Consider the following 18,420-nt stretch of genomic DNA (forward strand, 5'->3'; position numbering starts at 1 on the left):
TCCGGTAGGCATGATCGGTACCGGTTTGGTATACATCCTGTGATCGAAGAGGAATGGGATGGGACGACACACCAAGCACGAGCAACCGGACGACGAGCCCGCGCCGGACGCCCACGCGTCCCCGGGCCAGTTCTTCGGAGCCCCTCCCGGCCCCTCCTACGACGCCTTCTCCGGCCCGACGGACGACCAGGTCTTCGTGTCGTCCTACGAGCGCCCGTCCGCGCCGCCCGGCGGCCGGCAGCCCGCTCCTCCGCAGGCCGCGGAACGCCAGCACGGGCCGCCCGCCGGGTCCTTCTTCGCAGCGCCCGACGCCGGCGTCCGCGCGACCCGGCAGGACGTCCCGATCGCCTTCGGAACCCCGGCGCATACCGGTCAGGAAACCCCAGAGCGCGACGCCCGTCTCGACTACGGGGCGGCGGCATCCGACGCCCGCATCGGGCAGGACGACCGTACCGACGAGCCCGAGAGCCCGGGCTCCGGCGAGTCCCGCAAGAATCGCGTATCCCGGCTGTTCTCGCTGCTCCCCGTTCCCTTGCTTCCGATCGTCGCGCTGGTCGTCGCGGTGGGCATCGTCGCCTACGCGCTCAGCACCCAGCAGATCTCCCTCAACTTCGCCGGCGGCGCCCCCAAGGACCCGACCGGCAACGCGCAGGACAGCCAGGTCTCGCAGCGCGGTCCCGGGCAGCGGGCCAGCCGCGGTGCCGGACGCCCCGACGGCCTCGTGGTCGCGTTCAGGGTCGCCTCGCGCACCCCCGGCGCCTTCAGGGCCACCGCCACCATCACGAACCAGGGCGGCGCGCCCGTCACGAGCTGGGCCATCGCCTTCAAGATCCGGAACGCCTCGGTGCGGACCGTGACCGGCGGCACCGTCGTGCGGACCGGCGCGCTCGCCCACGTCCGCGGCGCGAGCACGATCGCGCCCGGCGGGACCGTGCGGATCACCTTCACCGCCACCGGCACCCCCGCCAGGCCGTACTACTGCCTGCTGAACCGGCTCGCCTGCACGCTCGTCTGAGCGCCTCCACCGCCCCGCCCGTGACGAAGTGCCACGATCCGGGCAGTCCGCCTTAGGGTGGACGGCATGCCGCAGAACTCGCCCGCCCCCCGTCCGCAGGCCCCGCCGCTCGTCCTCACGATCGCGGGATCGGACTCGGGCGGAGGCGCCGGGATCCAGGCCGACCTGAAGACGATGCTCGCGTTCGGCGTGCACGGGATGAGCGTGATCGCCGCCGTCACCGCGCAGAACTCCCTCGGCGTCCAGGGCTACTGGGAGCTGCCGCCCGGGGCGGTGCGCGCCCAGCTCGACTCGGTGCTGTCCGACATCGGCGTGGACGCGATCAAGACCGGGATGCTGGCGTCCACGGCCCTCGTCGAGACGGTCGCCGAGGCGCTGCACGCCTCCGCCGCCCCCGCGGTCGTCGACCCGGTCGGCGTCTCCAAGCACGGCGACCCGCTCCTCGCGCCCGACGCCGTCGACGCCGTCCGGACGGCGCTGCTGCCCGCCGCGACCGTGGTCACGCCGAACCTGTACGAGGTCGAGCAGCTCACCGGCGTCAAGGTCGTGGACGAGTCGGGCCTGCGCGAGGCCGCCGAGGCCGTCCGGGCGCTCGGCCCCCGCTGGGTGCTGATCAAGGGCGGCCACCTGCCGGGCGAGCCCTGCGACCTGCTGTTCGACGGGGAGCGCGAGTACCGCTTCAGCGCCCCCCGGCACGACAACCGGCACACCCACGGCACGGGCTGCACCCTCGCGTCCGCGATCGCGTCCCGGCTGGCGGTGGGCGACGACGTCCCGGCGGCGGTGGGCGCGGCCAAGGAGTACGTCACGGGCGCCATCGCCGCGGGCTTCCCCCTCGGCGCGGGCATAGGCCCCGTCGACCACGCCTGGCGCCACCGCACCTGACCCCGGCCCACCCAACGCGACAGTGGCTGGGGGTGGACATGCGAAAGTCGGCTCATCGCGTAGGTGCGATGAGCCGACTCGAAGTTCGCTGATCCGCTGGCGCCCGGGTGGGCCCGGGGACTGCCGCGGGGGCCGTCAGACGGTCGGCTTGACGACCTTGCCGGCCTTGATGCAGGACGTGCAGGCGTTGATCCGCTTGGTGCTGCCGTTCACGACGGCGCGCACGCGCTGGATGTTGGGGTTCCAGCGGCGCGGGGTGCGGCGGTGCGAGTGGGAGACGCGCATGCCGAAACCGGGTCCCTTGCCGCAGACGTCGCAGACGGAAGCCACGGGAAACTCCAAGTGGGTGTCGATGCTCTGAACGGAGCGCCGCCCGTCGCCGTCGCCGCGGCGAGCCGGACATCGTGGGCGCTACCTGATGGCGCCCCGGGACGAGGCGCACGAATCAGAGTAGCCGACGGCGCGTCGGGTAGGCGAATCGGCCGGGACCTACCAGGGGTTCGGCGCCGTCCGGCCGGTTCCCTTGGAACGGGTCCGCACGGTACAGAAGTAGCGCATGTCCGGGCGGCGGAAGGAAGGGGCAGGTGTGGGCGGAGTCCTCGACGGGGCGGCGGTACGGCGGTGGAGCAGGCTCGCGGCGGACGCGCTCGGCCGGACCCGGGGGGAGATCGACGCGCTGAACGTCTTCCCCGTCCCGGACGGGGACACCGGCACCAACCTGCATCTGACGGTGCTCGCGGCGGCCGACGCGGTGGACGAGCTCCCGGCCGGGGCGGGCCTCGCCGAGACGTGGCGGGCGCTGGCCCAGGGGGCGCTGCTCGGTGCCCGGGGCAACTCCGGCGTGATCCTCAGCCAGGTGTTCCGGGGTCTCGCGGACGTCCTCGGCCGGGTCGAGGAGGAGCCGGAAGGCGCGGCGCCCGGCGGCGGGGCGGGGTTCGCCGGGGCCTTGGAACACGCGTCGGGGCTCGCGCGGGGAGCGGTGGAGCATCCCGTCGAGGGAACGATCCTCAGCGTCCTGGCCGCCGCCGCGTCCGAGGCGTCCGCCGCGTCCAAGGGGGCCGAGGCGTCCGGAAGCGGCCTCGCCGGTGCCGTGCGCGCTGCGGCCGCCGGAGCTCGCCGGGCATTGCGCAGCACCACGAGCCAGCTCGACGTGCTCGCGCGCAGCGGTGTCGTCGACGCGGGCGCCGCCGGGCTCTGCGTGGTCCTCGACGCCCTCGCCGCCGTGGTCACCGACGAGTACCCGGAGCGCTACGAGGTGCCCGCCCGCACCGCCGGGCGGACGGCCCTGCCGGAGCCGGAACCCGAGACGCCAGGCCCCGGCTACGAGGTCATGTACCTGCTGGACGCCCCGGACGGCGCCGTCCACGAACTCCGGGAGAAGCTCGACGGGCTCGGCGACTCGCTCGTGGTCGTGGGCGGGGACGGGCTGTGGAACGTCCACGTCCACGTGGACGACGCCGGGGCGGCGATCGAGGCGGGTCTCGCCGCCGGGCACCCGCACCGCATCCGGGTGACCTACCTCCACGCCCCCCACGAGGACCCGCACGCGCCCCACGCGCCGCACCGCGGCCGCGCCGTGATCGCGGTGACCGCCGCCGGGGGGCTCGCGACGCTGTTCGAGGAGGCCGGCGCCCGCGTCGTCCGCCGCGAGCCGGGCACGGTGCCGCCGCTGGCGGTGCTGGCGGAGGCGATCCTGGCGGCCGGCGACGAGGTCGCCGTGCTGCCGAACGAGCCGGAGGTCCTCGCGCTCGCCGAGGCCGCCGCCGAGCGGGCCCGGGACGGCGGGGCGCGGATCGCGGTGGTGCCGACCAAGGCGTCCGTGCAGGGGATGGCGGCGCTCGCGGTGCACGATCCGATGCGCCGCTTCGCCGAGGACGTGATCGCGATGACCCGGGCCGCCGGGGCGACCCGCTTCGGGCATCTGGAGGTCGCCGCGGAGGAGGCGGTGACCAGCGTGGGCCTGTGCCAGCCCGGCGACGTCCTCGGCCTGATCGAGGGCGACGTCGCGATGATCGGCGCGGACGTGGCCGGAGTGGCGTGCCAGGTCCTGGACCGGATGCTGTCGGGCGGCGGCGAGCTCGTCACGGTGATCGTGGGCACGCACGCGCCGCCGGGGCTCGCCGCGGCGCTGGAGGACCACCTGCGCGAGCGGCATCCCGACGTCGAGGTCGGCGTCTACGACGGCGGGCAGGAGCGGTACCCCGTTCTCATCGGCGTCGAGTGAATCCCGTCACCGGCATGGGCTAGAAAAGACTGCGTGACGAATCTCGGCGAGCCGTTGCGCAAGGTCCTCGGCGACAAGACGGCCAAGGTGCTGGAGAAGGGCCTCGACCTGAGCACGGTCGGCGACCTGCTGCACCACTACCCGCGCCGTTACGCCCACCGGGGCGAGCTGACGCCGCTGAGCGGGCTCCAGGACGGCGAGCACGTCACGGTCATGGCGGAGGTCGTGAAGGTGCAGGGCCGCAGCCTGACCCGCAGCCCCGGCTACGTCCTGGAGATCACCGTCACGGACGGGACGGGCCAGCTCAAGCTGAGCTTCTTCGGCCGCAAGGGGTCCTACAAGGCCGAGCACGAGCTGTCCCCGGGCACCCGCGGCCTGTTCGCGGGCAAGATCAGCACCTACGTGCCGCGCAGCGGGAAGGCGCAGCGGCAGCTCACCCACCCGCAGTACAAGGTGGTCGCGGAGAAGACCGCCGAACAGGCCGCGCAGGAGTGGGCCGACGAGATCATCCCGATCTACCCGTCCACCAAGGGGCTGGACATCGAGACGATCGGCAAGTCCGTGCAGACCGTCCTCGACCAGCTCGACCTGCCCGCCGACCCGATGCCCGCGGCGCTGCTCGGCCGCCGCCGCCTCATCGGGCTGCGCGAGGCGTACGAGGGCATCCACCGGCCGCGGAGCTGGGAGGAGCTGGGCCGGGCGCGGGCCCGGCTGAAGTGGGACGAGGCGTTCGTCGTCCAGATCGCGCTGGCGCGGCGGCGGCGGGCGGCGGCGGCCCTCCCGGCGACGCCGCGCCCGCCGTCCTTCGGCGGCCTGCTCGCCGAGTTCGACCAGCGCCTGCCGTTCGAGCTGACCAAGGGCCAGCGCGAGGTCGGCGACGAGATCGCGGCCGACCTGGCGCTGGAGCATCCGATGCACCGCCTCCTCCAGGGCGACGTCGGCGCGGGCAAGACGGTGGTGGCGCTGCGGGCGATGCTCCAGGTCGTGGACGGCGGCGGCCAGGCGGCGCTGCTCGCGCCGACGGAGGTCCTCGCCCAGCAGCACTACCGCTCGATCACCGGGATGCTCGGCGACCTCGCGCAGGCGGGGCAGCTCGGCGGCGCCGAGCACGCCACCCGGGTCGCGCTGCTGACCGGCTCGCAGGGCGCGAAGGCGCGCAAGGCGGCGCTGCTGGACGCGGCGTCCGGCGCGGCGGGCATCGTCGTCGGCACGCACGCGCTGCTCCAGGAGAGCGTGCAGTTCGCCGACCTCGGCCTGATCGTCGTGGACGAGCAGCACCGCTTCGGCGTCGAGCAGCGGGACGCGCTGCGCGAGAAGAGCGGCGGCGGCCGCCCGCACGTCCTCGTCATGACCGCGACGCCGATCCCGCGGACCGTCGCCATGACGGTCTTCGGCGACCTGGAGACCTCGGTGCTCGGCCAGCTCCCGGCGGGCCGCTCGAAGATCGACACGCATGTGGTGCCGCCGGAGCGGCCCGCGTTCCTCGCCCGGACCTGGGAGCGCATCCGGGAGGAGGCGGCGCAGGGCCGGCAGATCTACATCGTGTGCCCGCGGATCGGCGAGCAGGAGGGCGACGAGGGCGACGCCGTCCCGGCCGACGAGGGCGAGCGCGACCGCAGGTCCCCGCTCGGGATCATGGAGTTGCTGCCCAGGCTGGAGGAGCTGCTGTCCGGGCTGCGGATCGGCGTCCTGCACGGCAAGCTGCACCCCGACGAGAAGGACGCGGTGATGCGCCGCTTCACCGAGGGCGAGCTGGACGTCCTGCTCGCCACCACGGTCATCGAGGTCGGCGTGGACGTGCCCAACGCGACCGTCATGGTGATCATGGACGCGGACCGGTTCGGGGTGTCCCAGCTCCACCAGCTCCGCGGTCGCGTCGGCCGGGGCTCGCTGCACGGGCTGTGCCTGCTGGTGACCGACGCGGAGCCGGAGAGCAAGGCCCGCGAGCGGCTCGACGCGGTCGCCTCCACCACCGACGGGTTCAAGCTCTCGCGCCTCGACCTGGAGCAGCGCCGGGAGGGCGACGTGCTCGGCGCGGCGCAGGCGGGCCGCGCGTCGAGCCTGCGGCTGCTCACGCTCCAGAAGGACGAGGACGTCATCCGCGACGCCAGGGAGGAGGCGTCCGCGCTGGTCGAGGCCGATCCCGACCTCGCGGACCACCCCGGCCTCGCCACCGTCCTCGACTCGCTCCTGGACGAGGACCGCGCCGGCTTCCTGGAGAAGGCCTGAGCCTCCCTATATTTCCGACTGATTAAGTTGACAAACGGGCGGGCGCGGGTCACGATGGGAGCGTGAACCCGCATGCCGCCCTGACCGCCCGCCTGCACGTCGATCTCCGGCGGCAGGCCAGTGCCCTGTGTTCCCGTCGCTGATCCGCTCCCCTCTCGGGCCCGGCGACCGCGTCCGGCCCGTCCTGGATCCGACGGCTCAGGAGGCCGCATCATGACGATCATCAGCCATGGCACCGACGCCGCGCGCCCGCGCGGCACCGATCCCGCCGACCCCCGTCCCGCCGACTCCGGCTTCGACGCGGGCTCCATCTTCGCCGGAAGCGAGCCCGCCGCGCCCGAGCCCGCACCGGCCGGGGCTCACGACGGGTCCCTTGCCCCCGCGGCGGACGTCCTCGCACGCGTCGGCGAGCTCGACCGCATCGAGGACCCCCGCGTCGAGGACGTGCAGGAATACCTGCGCGACACCGCGCCGGAGGTGCGCGCCGCCGTCCTGAAGGTCCTCACGCGGGCGGCCCGCGAGGGCTCCGCGCCGCGCGACACCGGCGACACCCTCGCCTGGGCGCTCGCCGACGACCACGAGGACGTCCGCCGCCTCGCCGCCGACGCGCTGCGGACCCTGCCCGAGCTCTACCTCGGCGACGAGGGCGTCGAGGCCCTCCAGCTCGCCGCCGCCCGCGGCCGCGACGCGTTCGTCCGCGCGACCGCCGCCGACCTCCTGGAGATCCTCACCCGGGGCGCCGCCGAGCTGTACGCCCAGGGCCTCCAGGAGGACGAGCCGCAGGTGCGGATCCAGGCCGTGCTCGGCCTGGTCGCGCTGCGCGCGGTGACCGAGGTCGCCGAGGCCGCCGACGACCCGTCCCGCGAGGTGCGGGTGGCGGTCGCCGAGGGGCTCGGCAGGCTCGCGCGCCCGGCCGGGCTGTCCGCGCTGGAGCACCTGCTCACCGACCACGACCCCGTCGTCCGGATGGCGGCGCTCGACACCGCCGCCGAACTCGGCGTGCCCGCGCCCCTGGAGGGACGGGTCGTGACCGCGACCGCGCACGCGAGCTGGCAGGTGCGCCGCCGCGCCGTGCTCGCGCTCGGCGCCGCCCACCCGGACGTCGCCGTCCGGCCGCTCGTCAACGCCCTCCGGGACCGCACGGTGGACGTCCGCCGCGCCGCCGTCCAGGCGCTGGAGCGGTGGGCCGCCGACCGGCCTGAGGTCGTCACGGCGCTGACCGAGGCGCTCACCGACCCCGACCCGGGAGTGCGCACCCAGGTCCGCTGGGCGCTCGCCTGACCGAGCCGCCGCTCCGCCGCACGGCGGAAGGCGGACTCTCGTGATCCGCGGTCGCGCGGGCCGCGATGCGGGCGGGACGTTCCGGGGTGGGGGCGACCTGCCCGCTTCAGGGCCCGCGCGACCGCGGATCACGAAACGGCACGACCCTCGTGACCGGGCGCAGGTCACGGAGTGGACACGCACGATCACAGCCTTCTAACGAGTGCGGGCGGCAGGGGCCGCCGTCCGCTCCCGCGGGTAGAGGTCCCCGTGGCGGTTCAGCACGCGACGGAGGAGAACCCATGGCGCCCCGGCCCCTGCTCCCCGGCGACCCGGACCGGCTGGGCCGGTACGAGCTGCTGGGCCGGCTCGGCGAGGGCGGCCAGAGCATCGTCTACCTGGGACGATGCCCCGACGGCGGGCAGGCGGCGGTCAAGCTCCTGCGCGCGGGGTTCAGCGACCAGCCCGAGTGGCGGGCCCGGTTCGAGCGCGAGCGGAAGGTCATCGGACGGGTCGCCGGGTTCTGCACCGCGCGGGTCCTGGACGCCGACGTCTCCGGGGAGCCGCCCTACGTCGTCAGCGAATACGTGCCGGGCCCGTCGCTCACCGGCCTGGTCACCGGGCAGGGCCCGCGCACCGGAACCGACCTCGAACGGCTCGCGGTCGGCACCATCACGGCCCTGACCGCGATCCACCGCGCGGGCATCCTGCACCGCGACTTCAAGCCGTCCAACGTGCTGATGGGTCCGGACGGCCCGCGCGTCATCGACTTCGGCATCGCGCGGGCGCTCGGCTCGGCGGCGAGGAAGAGCGGCAGCGTGGTGGGCACCCCGTCCTACATGGCCCCCGAGCAGGTCGCCGACGGCGACCTCGGCGCCGGCGTCGACCTGTTCGCCTGGGGCGCGACGATCCTGTTCGCGGCGACCGGACGGCACCCCTTCGGCAACGACACCCTCTCGGCCGTCTTCCACCGCATCCTGTACTGCGACCCGGACCTCTCCCCGCTGCCCGGATCACTCCGCGACACCGTCGCGTCCTGCCTCGCCAAGGACCCGGGAGAGCGCCCCGAGGCACAGCAGGTCCTCCTGGACCTGCTCGGCCGCCAGATCCCTCTCACCCCCGAAGAAGAACGCGCACTGAGCACAGACGCCCACCCCACCGTCCAAGACCCCCTTCCCGCCCCACCGCCCGCCGCGACACTCGCGCCGCCTGCCACCCATTCACCCTCCGCGTCGTCCTCCGCCGCGCACACGTTTCCCGTGTCAGCTCAGGCCGATTCCTCCGTGTCGCCCCCGGTCGCGACGTCTTCGGCTGCGACGCCCGCCTCGCCCATCACGCATGCGCCCTTCGCGTCGCCTCCGGCTGGGGCGCCCGCCACCGCTGTGCCCGCGTCAGCTTCCGCCGCGATGCTCGCGGCGCCTGTCACGCATGCGGCCTCGGCGGCGTCTTCCGCCGCGCACACGTTTCCCGCGTCAGCTCAGGCTGGTTCGTCTGGGTCGCCTCCGGTTGCGACGCCAGCGTCGTCGTCCGCTGCGATGCCTGGGCTTGTGGATCCGGTGGCGGCTTTCGCCTGCTCGGGTTCGGGTGGGGGGCAGGCGCGCCCGCGATGGGGCAGGCGGCGGATCGTGGTCGTCATGGTTCCGGTCGTCCTGCTGGCCGCGGCCGGAACGGCGTGGAGGGTGGCGTCGAGCGGCTCCCCGGCTGAGCTCGCCAGCGCGGATCAGCGTCCGGTGGCCGTTCCGCCGCCGGACGCGGTCGAAGCCGTCGGGCCCGCCGCCGAGGCGATCAGGGCGGTGCTCACGATCGGCCACGCGTCGCTCGAACGGAACGCGTCCGCCGCGCACCGGCTCGCGACGTCCCGGTACGGCGCCGAGTACGACCGGCAGCTCGCCACGCCGGGTTACCTCGACGAGCTGCGGGCGAGGGACGGCTCGGTCGCCGCCGACGTCATCGACTCCGCCGTCGTGACCGCCGTGCCCGGCCGGGTGACGGTCCTCGCCTACGTGCGGCGGACGGTCCGCGCGCGGGACGCCGGGCCGGAGCGGCTGCACGATCCGATGCGCGCGACCATGGTCCGGGAGGGGAGCGGCTGGCTGCTCGACTCGCTCGCCATGCTGAAGGCGGGATCGGCGGGTGCGGACACGACCGGGGCGGCCTGGCCGGACGCGGCGGCGCGCGGAGTCATGGACGCCGTCGCGGGCGATCCCCGGATCGGGTCGGGGACACCGGTCGAGGTGGGGCTGCGCTCCGGCGCCGCCGACCGGATCACCGCTCTGGCCGCCGTCGGCGCCTGCGCGAAGGGCACCTGCACCGATCGCGACGGCATCACCGTCCGCCGCCTTGTTCTCGGGCGCGTCGGCGGGGTCTGGCGGATCACCGGGTCCGAGCGTCTTTGAGCGGGGACTTCAGCGGGACGCGGGCGCGTCAGGGGCGAGGCGGCTGTGCGCGCCCGCCGGCCGTCGCCGCGATACTGGAGCGATGACCAGGGTGATCGCGGGGAGCGCGGGAGGGCGGCGGCTGGCCGTCCCCACGGGACGGGACACGAGGCCCACCAGCGACCGCGCCAGGGAGGGCCTGTTCTCCACCGTGCTGGCCCTGCTCGGACCCCTGGACGGGCTGCGGGTGGCCGACCTGTACGCCGGGTCCGGGGCCGTCGGGCTGGAGGCGCTGTCGCGGGGCGCCGCCCACGCGCTGCTCGTCGAGTCGCATCCGCGGGCGATGAGGGTCATCAGGCAGAACGCCGCCGACCTCGGGCTGCCGGGCGCGGTGCCGTGCGCCGACAAGGTGGAGCGCGCCGTGCGCAGGCCGCCGGACGAGCCGTACGACCTGATCTTCGCCGATCCGCCGTACGCGCTGCCCGACGCCGCGGTCACCGGCCTGCTGGAGGACCTGCGCGACCACGGCTGGGCCGCGCCGGACGCCCTCGTCGTCGTCGAGCGCGCCGCGCGCGGGCCCGCGCTCCGGTGGCCGCGCGGGTACGCGGCGGAGCGGGAGCGGCGGTACGGGGAGGCCGTGTTCTGGTACGGCCGCGCCGAGGGCGGAGCGTCCGCCGCTGATTGACGATCAAGCCGAGGCGTCGGGACGCCGGGGACGGGGTAGGGGCCCCGGCATGAGGCCGGGCATCGACCGTGCCGTGGGCTACAGCTGGGTCGTGGCGATCGTCATGGTGATCGCGCTGATGGCGAACGTCACCTACCTCCAGGGGTTCGAGGCACAGGACCTGCGCGACGATCCGCTGAACGCGCGCCAGTACGCCGACCGCAACAAGATCGACCGCGGTCCGATCGTCGCGGGCGGTGAGCGGCTGGCCTGGTCGGAGCCCGTGTCGGGCAAGAGGTACCAGCGCCGCTACCGGCAGAGCACCGTCTTCGCGCCGGTCACCGGGTACTTCTCGCCGTTCGCGCAGACGGGCCTGGAGAACGCGGAGAACCACATCCTGGACGGCACCGACGCCCGGCTCGCCACCACCAGCTTCGTCGACAAGCTGATCGGCAAGCACGTCCCGGGCGGCACCGTGGAGGCCACGATCGACCCGGACGCTCAGCGCGCGGCGTACGCGGCGCTCCAGTCCAGCGGGGGCCGCCGCGCCGCGGCCGTCGCGCTGGACGCGAAGACGGGGGAGATCCTCGTGCTGGCGTCCACGCCGTCCTACGACGCGAACGACGTGTCGGTGCTGAACGGGCAGCAGGCCCAGCGGGCGTTCAACCGGCTCAACGCCCAGCCGCTCAAGCCGCTGCTCGACAAGGCGACGAGCGAGCTGTTCCCGCCGGGGTCGACGTTCAAGACGGTCGTCGCGTCGTCCGCGCTGGTGGCCGGGAGCGGCGCCGACGAGCGGGTCCGGGCGGGCCGCAGCTACCGGCCGCCCGGCGCCGGGCGGGCGATCAGCAACGACGCGGGCGACATCGGCGGGCAGTGCGACCTGTCGGCGATCCCGCTGATCGACGCCTACGCCCAGTCCTGCAACACCACGTTCGCCTACATGGGCGCGGAGAGCCCGGGCAACGACGCCGTACACCGGGAGGCGGCCGAGTACGGCTTCGGCGCGCCGATCAAGATCGAGGACGGCATGCGCAGCGCCGCCAGCTCGTTCCCGCGGACGGACCAGCCGTCCCTCAGCGCCCTCGGCTCCATCGGGCAGGGCAGCACGGTCGCGACGCCGCTCCAGATGGCCATGGTCGCGGCCGGGGTCCTCAACGACGGGAAGGTCATGCGGCCGTACCTCGTCTCCAAGCTCACCGCCGCCGACGGGCAGGAGGTCGGGCGGGGGACGCCGCGGCAGCTGTCCCGCCCCCTGACGTCCGACCAGGCGTCGGACATGCGGCGGATGATGGAGGAGGTCGTCAGGACCGGGACGGGCAAGTCGCTCCAGGGCACGTCCGTGCTCGGCGGGAAGACCGGGACCGCCGACGTCGAGGGCGCCGCGTACAACGACCGGTGGTTCATCGGGTTCGGCCCGCGGAAGGACCCGCGGTACGCCGTCGCGGTGATGACGGAGGCGTCCGGGTACGGCATCGAGTCCGGCCCGATCGCCGCGAAGATCATCGACGCGCTCGCGGGCTGAACCCCGGGTGGCGGCGGCCCGAACGCGGTTTGGTACGGTCGCGCCGCAGGTCAGAAACCGGGACCGAAGGGGTTCACCTCGTGCGCCGTGTCGTCTGTCCGGGATCGTTCGACCCCGTCACCAATGGGCACCTCGACATCATCAGCCGCGCCTCCCGCCTCTACGACGAGGTGGTCGTCGCCGTGCTGATCAACAAGAACAAGAAGAGTCTCTTCACCGTCGACGAGCGCGCCGACATGATCGCAGAGGTGACCAAGGAGTACGGCAACGTCAAGGTCGACAAGTTCTACGGGCTGACCGTGGACTACTGCAAGAAGCAGGGCATCCCGGTGATCGTCCGGGGGCTGCGGGCCGTCAGCGACTACGAGTACGAGCTCCAGATGGCCCAGATGAACCACCGCATCGCGGGCGTGGAGACCCTGTTCATGGCGACGAACCCCGAGTACGCGTTCCTGTCCTCCAGCCTGATGAAGGAGGTCGTCAGGTTCGGCGGCGACATCTCCGGGCTCGTCCCCGACATCGTCCACGACCGGCTCGTGGAGCGGCTCAAGCGGGAGGACTGACCCCGGGACGCGGGGTGCCTGGTGGGGCGGGGCGCGAGTTGGGGCATCGCGCGGTGTCGGATACCCTGGGACATCGGCCATCACCGGCGGCGGCAGCCGCCGGTCCTCTGTGCGGCCGGCGACACCACTCACGAAAGCAGGAATCCGCTGTCTCGCCTCGATCCCAACGCCCCTCTGGTGCTCGACACCCGAGCCCTCAGCAGGCAGCCCGGGTCGTCGAGGGAGAAGATCCTGTCCGTCCCGGCGCCGGAGGACTTCGGCGTGGAGATGGTGGGGGTTCCCGAGGGCGCCTCCATCGAACTGGACCTGCGGCTCGAAGCGGTGCTGGAGGGCGTGCTCGTCACCGGCACGGCGAGGGTCCCGCTGGAGGGCGAGTGCGCCCGCTGCCTCGACCCGATCACGTCGGAGTTCGAGGCGGACTTCCAGGAGCTCTTCGTCTATCCTGACACCCGCTCCGGCGGGAACGCGGACGACGACGAGTTCCGACTCGAGGACGATCTGATCGACCTCGAACCGGTGCTCCGGGACGCGGTGCTGCTCGCGCTGCCGCTCTCGCCGCTGTGCCGGGACGACTGTCCCGGCCTGTGCCCGGACTGCGGTGCCCGGCTGGCCGACGCGGGCCCCGAGCACCACCACGACGTCGCCGACCCCCGGTGGGCGGCATTGCAGGGCCTGGCCGGCGGCGTGGCGCCGGTCCCCCCGACCGGGGGGAGCGGGGACGACGAGCCCCGCGGTTCAACCGACCGACGAGAAGGAAAGCAGGAGGGCTGACATGGCCGTCCCGAAGCGGAAGAAGTCGCGCAGCAACACGCGGCACCGTCGTTCGCAGTGGAAGACCGCTGCGCCGACGCTGGTCGAGTGCCCGACGTGCCGCGACCAGAAGCTGCCGCACACCGCGTGCGCGACGTGCGGCACCTACGACCGGCGGCAGGTCATCGCCCCGTCGGCCTGAGCCTTTCCCGCATCGTGGGGGGCGGATCCGCGCGGACGGCGCGGCCCGCCCCCCACGGTGCGCGCCAGGCACCCGACCACCCCGGCGCGTGACGCCGGCGTGGTGACCGGCGCGGAGACCTGCGCCCGGAGCCGTGGTGCACGCCGGGATCAACCGACCGGCGCGCACCTCGTCTTCGCGGACACTCCCCGGGTTCGTCCCGGACGGCCCGTCGGGCCCGGCCGCCGCCCGCATCGCGCGGGGCGGTTCCGGGACCGTCCGGCCACCCCTCCCGCCGTGCCCCTTCGCCGGCCCGGCCTCCGGCCGCCACGCGCTCCAGCGGCGACCGCGCGACGGCGCGGCCCCACGGCCTGCGAGGAGGGCCCGTGAGCAAGAAGCCCGACACCGCGCCCGACCGCGCGGAACTCACCCGCGCGCTCGGTGTCGACGTCACCGACGACCTGCTCGAACGCGCGCTGACGCACCGTTCGTACGCCTACGAGAACGGCGGCCTGCCCACCAACGAGCGCCTGGAGTTCCTCGGCGACTCGGTGCTGGGCCTCGTCGTCACCGACACGCTGTTCCGGGGCCATCCCGACCTTCCCGAGGGGCAGCTCGCGAAGCTGCGGGCCGCGGTCGTCAACATGCGCGCCCTCGCGGGCGTCGCCCGCGGCCTCGGCGTCGGCGCCCACATCCGGCTGGGCCGGGGCGAGGAGGGCACCGGCGGCCGCGACAAGGCCTCGATCCTCGCCGACACGCTGGAGGCGCTGATCGGCGCCGTCTACCTCGACCGCGGCCTGGACGAGGCGTCCGCGCTCGTGCACCGGCTGTTCGACGCGCTCATCACCCGTTCGGCCGGCCTCGGTGCCGGGCTGGACTGGAAGACCTCGCTCCAGGAGCTGACGGCGGTGGAGGAGCTCGGCGTCCCCGAGTACCACGTCGCCGAGAGCGGCCCCGACCACCAGAAGACCTTCCGCGCCTCGGTGCGCGTCGGCGGCACGACGTACGGGGCGGGCGAGGGCCGCAGCAAGAAGGAGGCGGAGCAGCACGCCGCCGAGGCGGCCTGGAACGCGATCCGCGAGATCGTCGTCCAGCGCGAGGCCGGTGCCGCGGCCGACGCCGGGGCCGACGCGCCTGCGGCAGGTGATGCCCCGGCCGACGCGGCGGGTGGTGTCGTGGGCGATACCGACGAGCAGGCCGGACGGTCCGACGGCTCCCGGTCTCCCGGGCTCGCCGGTGCCTGAGCTTCCCGAGGTCGAGGTCGTCCGCCGCGGCCTCGACCGCTGGACGACCGGCCGCGCCATCGCCGCCGCCGAGGTGCTGCATCCGCGCGCGGTGCGCAGGCACGCGGCCGGTCCCGCCGACTTCGCCGGACGGCTCGCGGGCCGGACCGTGCTGGCGCCGCGCCGCCGCGGCAAGTACATGTGGCTGCCCCTCCGCGACACCGCGGCCGGCGGCGGGCCGGGCGGCGGCGCGCCGGAGGAGGCGCTCCTCGCGCATCTCGGGATGAGCGGACAGCTCCTCGTCGGCGAACCCGACCGCGAGCGGGAGAAGCACCTGCGGGTCCGGATCGGCTTCACCGACGGCGGCCACGACCTGCGGTTCGTCGATCAGCGGACGTTCGGGCACCTCATGGTCTGCGACCTCGTCCCGGACGCGTTCGCGGGCGCGGGCGGGCCCGCGGACGCAGGTGGGCACGCCGTCGCGGCGGACCATGCGGACGGCTCCGGGCTCGTCCCGGCGCCCATCGTCCACATCGCCCCGGACCCGCTGGAGGACGCCTTCGACGAGGACGCGTTCTTCCGAGCGCTGCGGCGCCGCAAGACCGGGATCAAGCGGGCCCTGCTCGACCAGTCGCTGATCAGCGGGGTCGGCAACATCTACGCCGACGAGGCGCTGTGGCGGGCGAGGCTGCACTGGGCGCGGCCGACCGAGACCCTGACCCGGGCGGAGGCCGCGCGCGTCCTGGAGGGCGCCAGGGAGGTCATGGACGCCGCCCTGGCGGTCGGCGGCACCTCGTTCGACAGCCTCTACGTCAACGTGAACGGGGAGAGCGGGTACTTCGAGCGGTCGCTGGACGCCTACGGGCGCCGGGACGAGCCGTGCCGCCGCTGCGGCACCGCGATCCGCCGCGACGAGTTCATGAACCGCTCGTCGTACAGCTGCCCGACGTGCCAGCCCCGCCCGCGCCGGGCACGCTACTGAGTGATCTCGCTCATACAGGTGGGGGTTGGAATGGACCGGAGAGAGCACGAGGACGAGCGGCCCGGCGGCCTCGATGAGCCCGCCGGCGGGCAAGGCGGACCGGCGGGCGAGGACGAGACCGTCCGGCTGACCGCGTGGGTCCGCGGCCACGTGCAGGGCGTCGGGTTCCGCTGGTGGGTGCGGTCGAGGGCCCTTGAGCTGGGCCTGACCGGCAGCGCGGCCAATCTGCCGGACGGCCGGGTGGAGGTCGTCGCCGAGGGCCCGCGCGGCAAGGCGGAGCGTCTCCTGGAGCTGCTGGACGGCGGCGCGGCCCGTGGCCGGGCCCTTCCGGCGGGCGTCCCGGCCCGTCCCGGACGGGTGACGGGGGTGGCCGAGCGGTGGAGCGAGCCGCGCGGCGGGGCCTCCGGTTTCCAGGAACGGTGACCGGGTAGGGAATTCCGGTTTGTACCTGCTAAACTAGTGGAGACAGGTTGTTACCGGCCTGTGATGTGCGTCTTGACCAGGACACCGGCCGGTGCGACCCTAGACGATACGCGCACCGACTTCAGTCGATTATCGTGCGCGATCCCTGCTGGTTACTCAGCGTGGAGGACCCTTAGTCATGGCGAAGGCTCTACTCGGCCACGTCGGCGGTCCCGACCCCCGGATGGTCGCGGAGATGCGGCGCCTTCAGCAGCGCGTACGTGACCTGGAGGCCGAGCTCGTACGGCTCCAGGCGGAGAACGACGCGCTGGCGACGGCGACGGACGACGACGTGATGTCGCTTGCGGTGAAGGACCGTGAACCTGCGCTGACCTGATCGGCGCCTATTCTCGGGAGTCAACAAGGGACGCCGTGCCAAGGCGTCCCTTCTGTTTGCCCACCGTCCCGGCTTCGCGGCCGGAGGCCGTGCGCGGACCCGCCGAGGGCTCGCCGGCCCGCTCCGGGCGGACGTCCACGCGGCGGCCGCCCGGCGCTTCGCCGCACCGGCGGTCCGATGGGCGTACCCGGACACATCCCGTGACCCCCGGACACGCGGGTCGCGCGCTCTTTTCGGCATACCCTCGCGCGGGCACGGTCGCGGCGGTCAGACTTCGGTCAAGCATCCGTCCCGAAACGGTCTGTCCGATTGTGGCGGTAATGGCGGGCGGTGTCCCTATAAGGGACACTCGTCGTCCCGGGAACCGCCCATCCCAAACGTGCGGTCGGCCGTACCCTGGATCGCGTCGGACGCTCCCGTTGGGGCGGATGATGGCACATTGGAGGGGAACGGCCGCGCGGCTGCCAGGTCCAGACGACTCCGGCCGGTAGGGTGCGGACCTGCCCGTATCCGAGGCAGGCCCCGCCCGGAGCCCGCCCGCACCCGGAGGGAGGACGGCGAGCGCGTGTACCTGAAGAACCTGACCCTGCGCGGCTTCAAGTCCTTCGCGTCCTCCACCACGCTCAGGTTCGAGCCCGGCATCACCGCCGTCGTCGGCCCGAACGGGTCCGGCAAGTCCAACGTCGTCGACGCGCTCGCCTGGGTGATGGGGGAGCAGGGCGCCAAGTCGCTGCGCGGCGGCAAGATGGAGGACGTCATCTTCGCCGGCACCGCCAACCGGGCGCCGCTCGGCCGCGCCGAGGTCGTGCTGACGATCGACAACTCCGACGGCGCGCTGCCCATCGACTACACCGAGGTCACGATCAGCCGGCTGATGTTCCGGTCGGGGTCCAGCGAGTACGCCATCAACGGCGACTCCTGCCGCCTGCTCGACATCCAGGAGCTGCTCTCGGACTCGGGCATCGGCCGCGAGATGCACGTCATCATCGGGCAGGGCCAGCTCGACCGCGTCCTGCACTCGGGCCCGGAGGGGCGCCGCGCGGTGATCGAGGAGGCCGCCGGCGTCCTCAAGCACCGCAAGCGCAAGGAGAAGGCGCTGCGCAAGCTCGACGCGATGCAGGGGAACCTGACCCGCGTCCAGGACCTCACCGGCGAGCTGCGCCGCCAGCTGAAGCCGCTCGGCAAGCAGGCCGAGATCGCCCGCCGCGCCGCCGTGATCCAGGCCGACCTGCGCGACGCGCGGCTGCGGCTGCTCGCCGACGACCTCGTCACGCTGTCGACGCGGCTGGAGCAGGAGGCCGCCGACGAGGCTGCGATCCGCGCGCGCCGCGCCGAAACGGAGCGGGCGCTGAACGAGGCGCAGGAGCGCGAGGCCGTCCTGGAGGCGGAGGAGGCCGAGCAGGCGCCCCGGCTCGCCCAGGTGCAGGACACCTGGTTCCAGCTCTCGGCGCTGAAGGAGCGGCTGCGCGGCGTCGCCGACCTCGCCGCCGAGCGGCACCGCAACGCCGCCGAGGCCCGCGAGGAGGAGCGGCGCGGCCGTGACCCCGAGGACATGGAGCGCGAGGCGGCGGAGATCCGCGAGCAGGAGGAGATGCTCCGCGCCGCGCTGGAGGAGGCGCAGGACGGGCTGTCCGCCGCGGTGGATGAGCGGTCCGCCGCCGAGGACGCCCTCGCCGCCGAGGAGCGCCGCCTCCAGGCCGCCGCGCGCGCCGCCGCCGACCGCCGCGAGGAGCTGGCGCGGCTGCGCG

18 protein-coding genes are annotated in these 18,420 nt (G+C 74.1%); 17 read left to right on the forward strand and 1 reads right to left on the reverse strand.

Annotated features, from left to right (window positions below):
- Positions 1–58 precede the first annotated feature (58 nt).
- Positions 59–1,015: a cellulose binding domain-containing protein gene (locus tag E1300_RS18750; protein ID WP_131758314.1), complete on the forward strand. Its 957-nt coding sequence runs from the start codon at positions 59–61 to the stop codon at positions 1,013–1,015.
- Positions 1,016–1,081: 66 nt separating this feature from the next.
- Positions 1,082–1,900, forward strand: a complete 819-nt coding sequence (thiD, locus tag E1300_RS18755; protein ID WP_131758315.1) for a bifunctional hydroxymethylpyrimidine kinase/phosphomethylpyrimidine kinase — start codon at positions 1,082–1,084, stop codon at positions 1,898–1,900.
- Positions 1,901–2,035: 135 nt separating this feature from the next.
- Here thiD and rpmB read toward each other — a convergent pair whose 3' ends face one another.
- Complete coding sequence (gene rpmB, locus E1300_RS18760; protein WP_030164391.1) at positions 2,036–2,230, reverse strand: 50S ribosomal protein L28; 195 nt, start codon at positions 2,228–2,230, stop codon at positions 2,036–2,038.
- 256 nt (positions 2,231–2,486) lie between these two features.
- Here rpmB and E1300_RS18765 point away from each other — a divergent pair, with 256 nt between their 5' ends.
- From E1300_RS18765 to E1300_RS18830, 15 genes are all read left to right on the forward strand, one after another.
- Entirely contained in the window at positions 2,487–4,124 is a 1,638-nt protein-coding gene (locus E1300_RS18765; RefSeq protein WP_131758316.1) for a DAK2 domain-containing protein, read from the forward strand.
- Between the two features lie 33 nt (positions 4,125–4,157).
- On the forward strand, positions 4,158–6,353 hold the full coding sequence (recG, locus tag E1300_RS18770) for an ATP-dependent DNA helicase RecG (protein WP_131758317.1): 2,196 nt from the start codon (positions 4,158–4,160) through the stop codon (positions 6,351–6,353).
- 62 nt (positions 6,354–6,415) lie between these two features.
- Entirely contained in the window at positions 6,416–6,496 is an 81-nt protein-coding gene (locus E1300_RS53975; protein ID WP_370785008.1) for a putative leader peptide, read from the forward strand.
- A gap of 70 nt (positions 6,497–6,566) precedes the next feature.
- Positions 6,567–7,634, forward strand: a complete 1,068-nt coding sequence (locus tag E1300_RS18775) for a HEAT repeat domain-containing protein (RefSeq protein WP_207399837.1) — start codon at positions 6,567–6,569, stop codon at positions 7,632–7,634.
- A 281-nt stretch (positions 7,635–7,915) separates the two neighbouring features.
- Positions 7,916–10,009, forward strand: coding sequence for a serine/threonine-protein kinase (locus E1300_RS18780; RefSeq protein WP_165502901.1), 2,094 nt, complete (start codon positions 7,916–7,918; stop codon positions 10,007–10,009).
- An 82-nt stretch (positions 10,010–10,091) separates the two neighbouring features.
- A complete protein-coding gene (gene rsmD, locus E1300_RS18785) occupies positions 10,092–10,673 on the forward strand; it encodes a 16S rRNA (guanine(966)-N(2))-methyltransferase RsmD (RefSeq protein WP_131758319.1) in 582 nt (193 codons plus the stop codon).
- Between the two features lie 49 nt (positions 10,674–10,722).
- Positions 10,723–12,174, forward strand: coding sequence for a penicillin-binding transpeptidase domain-containing protein (locus E1300_RS18790; protein WP_131758320.1), 1,452 nt, complete (start codon positions 10,723–10,725; stop codon positions 12,172–12,174).
- 80 nt (positions 12,175–12,254) lie between these two features.
- Positions 12,255–12,737, forward strand: a complete 483-nt coding sequence (gene coaD / locus E1300_RS18795) for a pantetheine-phosphate adenylyltransferase (protein WP_131758321.1) — start codon at positions 12,255–12,257, stop codon at positions 12,735–12,737.
- A gap of 177 nt (positions 12,738–12,914) precedes the next feature.
- Positions 12,915–13,508 (forward strand): YceD family protein, encoded by a 594-nt coding sequence (locus E1300_RS18800; RefSeq protein WP_131758322.1) that lies wholly within the window; start codon positions 12,915–12,917, stop codon positions 13,506–13,508.
- Position 13,509: 1 nt separating this feature from the next.
- Entirely contained in the window at positions 13,510–13,689 is a 180-nt protein-coding gene (gene rpmF / locus E1300_RS18805; RefSeq protein WP_131758323.1) for a 50S ribosomal protein L32, read from the forward strand.
- A 365-nt stretch (positions 13,690–14,054) separates the two neighbouring features.
- A complete protein-coding gene (rnc, locus tag E1300_RS18810) occupies positions 14,055–14,912 on the forward strand; it encodes a ribonuclease III (RefSeq protein ID WP_242619234.1) in 858 nt (285 codons plus the stop codon).
- Entirely contained in the window at positions 14,905–15,873 is a 969-nt protein-coding gene (gene mutM / locus E1300_RS18815; protein WP_131758324.1) for a bifunctional DNA-formamidopyrimidine glycosylase/DNA-(apurinic or apyrimidinic site) lyase, read from the forward strand. Before rnc ends, mutM begins: the two co-directional genes overlap by 8 nt.
- A 30-nt stretch (positions 15,874–15,903) precedes the next feature.
- Positions 15,904–16,296 (forward strand): acylphosphatase, encoded by a 393-nt coding sequence (locus E1300_RS18820; protein ID WP_131758325.1) that lies wholly within the window; start codon positions 15,904–15,906, stop codon positions 16,294–16,296.
- A 178-nt stretch (positions 16,297–16,474) separates the two neighbouring features.
- Positions 16,475–16,672, forward strand: coding sequence for a hypothetical protein (locus tag E1300_RS18825; protein ID WP_021598747.1), 198 nt, complete (start codon positions 16,475–16,477; stop codon positions 16,670–16,672).
- Positions 16,673–17,237: 565 nt separating this feature from the next.
- The coding region (locus E1300_RS18830; protein ID WP_165502902.1) for a chromosome segregation SMC family protein at positions 17,238–18,420 on the forward strand (1,183 nt) is incomplete at its 3' end.

The organism is Actinomadura fibrosa (assembly GCF_900659615.1).
Taxonomy (GTDB): domain Bacteria; phylum Actinomycetota; class Actinomycetes; order Streptosporangiales; family Streptosporangiaceae; genus Spirillospora; species Spirillospora fibrosa.

Coding starts and splice junctions, on each gene's coding strand:
- E1300_RS18790 (WP_131758320.1), top strand. CDS start 10,723: ATGAGGCCGGGCATCGACCGTGCCGTGGGCTACAGCTGGGTCGTGGCG.
- E1300_RS18775 (WP_207399837.1), top strand. CDS start 6,567: ATGACGATCATCAGCCATGGCACCGACGCCGCGCGCCCGCGCGGCACC.
- rpmF (WP_131758323.1), top strand. CDS start 13,510: ATGGCCGTCCCGAAGCGGAAGAAGTCGCGCAGCAACACGCGGCACCGT.
- E1300_RS18820 (WP_131758325.1), top strand. CDS start 15,904: ATGGACCGGAGAGAGCACGAGGACGAGCGGCCCGGCGGCCTCGATGAG.
- thiD (WP_131758315.1), top strand. CDS start 1,082: ATGCCGCAGAACTCGCCCGCCCCCCGTCCGCAGGCCCCGCCGCTCGTC.
- E1300_RS18825 (WP_021598747.1), top strand. CDS start 16,475: ATGGCGAAGGCTCTACTCGGCCACGTCGGCGGTCCCGACCCCCGGATG.
- E1300_RS18750 (WP_131758314.1), top strand. CDS start 59: ATGGGACGACACACCAAGCACGAGCAACCGGACGACGAGCCCGCGCCG.
- E1300_RS18780 (WP_165502901.1), top strand. CDS start 7,916: ATGGCGCCCCGGCCCCTGCTCCCCGGCGACCCGGACCGGCTGGGCCGG.
- rsmD (WP_131758319.1), top strand. CDS start 10,092: ATGACCAGGGTGATCGCGGGGAGCGCGGGAGGGCGGCGGCTGGCCGTC.